Origin of the sequence: Pelatocladus sp. BLCC-F211, from assembly GCF_041928655.1 — a bacterium.
GTDB lineage: Bacteria > Cyanobacteriota > Cyanobacteriia > Cyanobacteriales > Nostocaceae > Pelatocladus.
Window position 1 is genome coordinate 1 of the sequence record NZ_JBHFLM010000008.1, and the last position, 4,483, is coordinate 4,483.

Below are 4,483 nucleotides of genomic sequence, written 5' to 3' on the forward strand. Positions count from 1 at the left end.
TTTCTTAGTGTCCTTTGTGTCCTACCCTGCGCTTCGACACTCCCTGTCTACTTGCACGCCTGTCGCTAACGCGCCTACCAAAGGTAGCCGAGTAAAGCGCGTCTATGTGGTTAGTTTTTTCATGATTTTGCGTAAGTCCTAAAGACAAAAAGATTGACATTTAAATCCTGTAGAGACGTTGCACTGCAACGTCTCTACAACAACCAACAATCATTATTTATTCGCTAGCAGTTGGAGGGGTAACTGTAGTACTAGATTGTTGACTACGTTGCTCACGTTTTTTGCGATCAGCTGAGAGCATATCTGCCATTACTAACAATGCTTGGGTCATTTTATCTAGGTTGGAACGATAAAGTTCTAAATCTTTATTGAGTTTGTCATCAGATAAATGTAAGCCGGCTGAAATGGATTTGAGTGCTTCAGTGCGTTGTTTTTCGTCTTTGACTAGTTCTGGGTCTGACAGTTCTAACAAAGAGAATAAACCGATCGCAAACAAACGACTATATTTAAATTTAGGATTGCTGGCGATCGCTTGCAAATGGGATTGTAAGTCAGCATCTCGATTTAACTGAGTTTGTTGGCTTAAAGCAGCAATTAAATCTTGAGGTGGCAAACTTTTTGCTATCTCTTGCAAACGTTGAGCATCCTGTTTATAGATTTGCGGATCTGCTTCTATTGACCGCAGTAGGGCGTTAAATATCGATTCCATGTCCGATTCAGGTTCATAACCTTGCATAAATCGGTCGAAGCAAGTAACGACGCCCAAAGCAAAAATTGGGTTATAGCTGAAATCAATATTTACTGCGAGCAGGTGCATTTCTACCATCAATTCCTCTACCACTCTCCGATAAATGGTGTTAATCGGTCGGGTGTGGAGAGTGTGGAAAGTGCGCTTTGTATCTGATACAGTACGAACGTTATTCACAAAAAAATTTCAATATTTTAGGGCGACGTATGTTTATTTTCTCGCTTCCAGGTCACTTTGCCAAGTTTGGGTTTTGAGGGGATCGGGGATTGGGGATCAGGGATCGGGGATCGGGGATTGGGGATCGGGAATTGGGGATTGGGAATTGGGGATTGGGAATTGGGGATTGGGTAGTAGTTCGGTTAAGCTAAAATCCAAAATCCAAAATCCAAAATCCTATGACTTCTTCACCAGAGTTAATAGCCTTAGCTCAATATCTAGCAGGTGAATTTGACAATAGAGAACAAGCTTTAGCAGAACCTGCTTGGTATGTCCACCTACGTTTGTGGCAAATACCTATACCTCTATTTTCAGAAGACAGTATTACCTTGTTTGCGGAACAAGCTAATATTGTTAAATTAGACCAACCCTATCGCCAAAGAATAATGCGGCTGACGTCTGGGCATGATCACGATACCCCTCTCAAAGTACAATACTACATGCCTAAAGACCCAACAGCTTTACGTGGTGCTGGTCGTAACCCTTTGTTACTTCAAACTCTGACACCTGAGAAACTAGATTTGTTACCTGATTGCGTTCTTAATATCAGTCAAGAAACAGTAGCTCCCAACCAATATAAATTCACTGCGATCGCACCTGCAAATACTCGTTGCTGCTTTAGTTATGCAGGTAACACCATACAAGTTTCCCTGGGATTTGAAGTTTCTCAACAAGAGTTGAAAACTTACGACAAAGGAATTGATCCCAACACTGGTAGTGCAACTTGGGGAGCGATTATGGGACCTTATCGCTACACCAAGCGAGAACAGTACTAACAGTTCCAAATGTTATTGATGAAGTGTCTGGAATCAATCCCAAATCCAAAATCAAATGACAAATGACTTTTGACAAATGACCACCCCAACTAGTTAACTTTATTTGTGCCAACTTAACCTAGCTGGCTATGCTACGAGGTACACCCTCTAAAGCTTCCTGCTCAGTTTCAAAGATTTCAAACACCGTATCCATCATTGTCACTTCAAAAACCAGTTTGGCTTCTGGGTGAACATTACAAATACGGAAACTACCCTTAACTTTGTCAGCATCGCGCATTCCTGCGACCAAAGAAGTTAAACCAGAACTGTCAATAAAATTGACTTGACCAAGATTTACAACTACATGACGACTAAATTTAGAAATACATTCTTGCAATTTCAAACGAAATTGCCATGCTGTGGTGATATCTAAGCGACCTGTAGGTGTTAAGACAATAACAGTATTGCCGTCTTGGGTTGTATAAGTTTTTTGATCGATGTCTATCACATTGCCTCCCCTTGGCTTTGTCGAAATCTACTAGTTAGTAGTTAGTAGGGGTGTAGACGCGCCGCACGGCTTCTTATAGGTACAGACGTACTTTGCCTTGAAGCCGCAAGAGAGCGCGTCTACACCCATACAGTATTTGCTGGTTAATTATTTTACAACTCAATAACCACTATTGACTATCTACTATCCACTAACTACTTATCTCTAGTAGTTTAACTCACACTTTTTACGTGTGGCTTGGTGTCCAGTTTATCCAATCTTGGGGTTTGAGGAAGGTTTCGTATAACTCCGCTTCGGGTGTATTTGGTTCAGGTTTGTAGCCGTATTCCCAACGTACCAGTGGTGGTAGAGACATCAAAATTGATTCTGTGCGCCCGTTGGTTTGTAGCCCAAAGATTGTACCTCGGTCATAAACCAAGTTAAATTCAACATACCGTCCTCGACGGTATAGTTGAAAATTGCGTTCGCGATCGCCATATTCTATTGTGTGTCGGCGTTGAGCGATCGGCACATATGCAGGTAAAAAAGCATTACCACAACTTTGCACAAAAGCAAATAAATCTTCCCAATTGCGGGATTTAATAGTCCCTACTTGATTGCTGTACTTAGCCGCCTCACCATCGGTATGGGGACCACGATACAAAGCACCTTGACCATCTTGATAATCAAAAAACAGGCCACCAACACCCCGTGTCTCACCCCGGTGCTTTAAATAAAAATATTCATCACACCAGCGTTTAAATACTGGGTAATACTCTGAGTGATGAGCATCACAAGCTTGTTTGAAAGTTTTATGGAAATGACTAGCATCTTCCGCAAATGGATAATAGGGTGTGAGGTCAGCACCACCACCAAACCACCATACCGGGCCAGCTTCAAAATAGCGATAGTTAAGATGAACAGTGGGTACGTAAGGATTACGGGGATGCAACACCATAGAAGTACCAGTTGCATAAAAACCGTGTCCTGCTGCTTCTGGACGTTGGGCTAAAATTGAGGGTGGCAAATGGGAACCCCAAACTTCAGAAAAATTTACACCACCTTGTTCAAAGATCGCGCCTTCACTCATGACGCGCGATCGCCCGCCACCTCCTTCTGGTCTTTCCCAAGAATCTTCTTGAAACTTCCCTACACCATCCAATTTTTCCAAAGCTTGTGTAATTTCGTCTTGTAACTGTTTCATAAACTGACTGACCCTAGTTTTAGCATCAGTCGGGGGTAAACAAGTAGATGATTCTATTGGCAAAGTTGGGCTTTGGGAGTTTGTCATCATAAGTTCAACGACCTAAATTACAGTTTGCAAAGAACAACTATTTTTTACTAAAAATGCACGGCAACTAAAAAATCCGGCTAAAAATGCCCACCTTGCTTTTTTCCTAAGAATCAAGCATTTTGGCAATGTGTCGGTTTGACTAGAGTTATTGTCCCTCAAATGCGTATAGGCTTGTATATTGATTGATTTTTTTTCAAATTCTTTTCTATGTGGGAATTTTTTGGTATATATACTTAGCCAGAGCAAATTAATAGACCTATGTTGAAAGTGCGAGAAGCCATAAGGAAGCCATAAGAATTAAATGTAAAGAAAAAACATGTTTTTATGCTTAGTTGTAAGCAAAAGCTCATGTAAATTATTACAAAAATTCATGAGACAATCTTGTCAGATAAGTTTAAAGGAATACAGGTAAATAAAAATACCAATTCTTTAATCTTAAATGCAATCGCTATAAAACATAAAACCCAAGCAATGCAAAGATTATGTAATTATAAAGGCTTATTGACAAACCTTTTACTTAGTTCTGTAAGTAACTGAAGTTTTATAACTCGAAACCAGCATATAAAAAAGCAAAACTGTATAATTGCACACCATTTTTCCTGTGCATTTCCGCAGTAGGTAGGAAGACATTAGAAACTGATTAATATATTTATAAAAAATAGAAAATATGGTTTATATCGCTGGTTTTACCTAAGACATCAAAAGTTTCAATGAAACGAAGAGTGCGAGGCAAGAAAGATAAGGGAGACAGAGGGACACGGGGACAAGGGGGACAACTTCTCAGTTATCAGTTAATAGTTAACAGTTAACAGTTAACAGTTACCAGTTTAATTTGATCACTGATAACTCAATACGGTTCAGTTAAGGCTAAAAACTAAAACTAGCGTAGGTTGGGTTGAGGAACGTAGACGCGCCCTGCGCGGCTTCTCGCAGAGTAACCCAACATTATCAAGGCTTTGTTGGGTTTCGCTTGCACTCAACCC

At 40.5% G+C, this 4,483-nt stretch carries 4 protein-coding genes; 1 reads left to right on the forward strand and 3 read right to left on the reverse strand.

What is annotated here, in order from left to right:
- Positions 1 to 217 precede the first annotated feature (217 nt).
- Positions 218 to 925, reverse strand: a complete 708-nt coding sequence (gene psb29 / locus ACE1AT_RS00470; RefSeq protein ID WP_374865378.1) for a photosystem II biogenesis protein Psp29 — start codon at positions 923 to 925, stop codon at positions 218 to 220.
- A 218-nt stretch (positions 926 to 1,143) separates the two neighbouring features.
- Here psb29 and ACE1AT_RS00475 point away from each other — a divergent pair, with 218 nt between their 5' ends.
- Positions 1,144 to 1,740: a chromophore lyase CpcT/CpeT gene (locus ACE1AT_RS00475; RefSeq protein WP_374865379.1), complete on the forward strand. Its 597-nt coding sequence runs from the start codon at positions 1,144 to 1,146 to the stop codon at positions 1,738 to 1,740.
- A gap of 118 nt (positions 1,741 to 1,858) precedes the next feature.
- Here the strand turns inward: ACE1AT_RS00475 and ACE1AT_RS00480 are convergent, their stop codons facing one another.
- Complete coding sequence (locus ACE1AT_RS00480; RefSeq protein ID WP_374865380.1) at positions 1,859 to 2,227, reverse strand: STAS domain-containing protein; 369 nt, start codon at positions 2,225 to 2,227, stop codon at positions 1,859 to 1,861.
- A 226-nt stretch (positions 2,228 to 2,453) separates the two neighbouring features.
- The gene (gene hemF, locus ACE1AT_RS00485) at positions 2,454 to 3,500 is read right to left on the reverse strand and encodes an oxygen-dependent coproporphyrinogen oxidase (protein ID WP_374865381.1); all 1,047 of its coding nucleotides are present in this window, start codon (positions 3,498 to 3,500) and stop codon (positions 2,454 to 2,456) included.
- Positions 3,501 to 4,483 lie beyond the last annotated feature (983 nt).

Bases quoted from the DNA above. Each gene is read 5' to 3' on its own strand.
- ACE1AT_RS00475 (WP_374865379.1), top strand. From the start codon at position 1,144: ATGACTTCTTCACCAGAGTTAATAGCCTTAGCTCAATATCTAGCAGGT.
- hemF (WP_374865381.1), bottom strand. From the start codon at position 3,500: ATGATGACAAACTCCCAAAGCCCAACTTTGCCAATAGAATCATCTACT.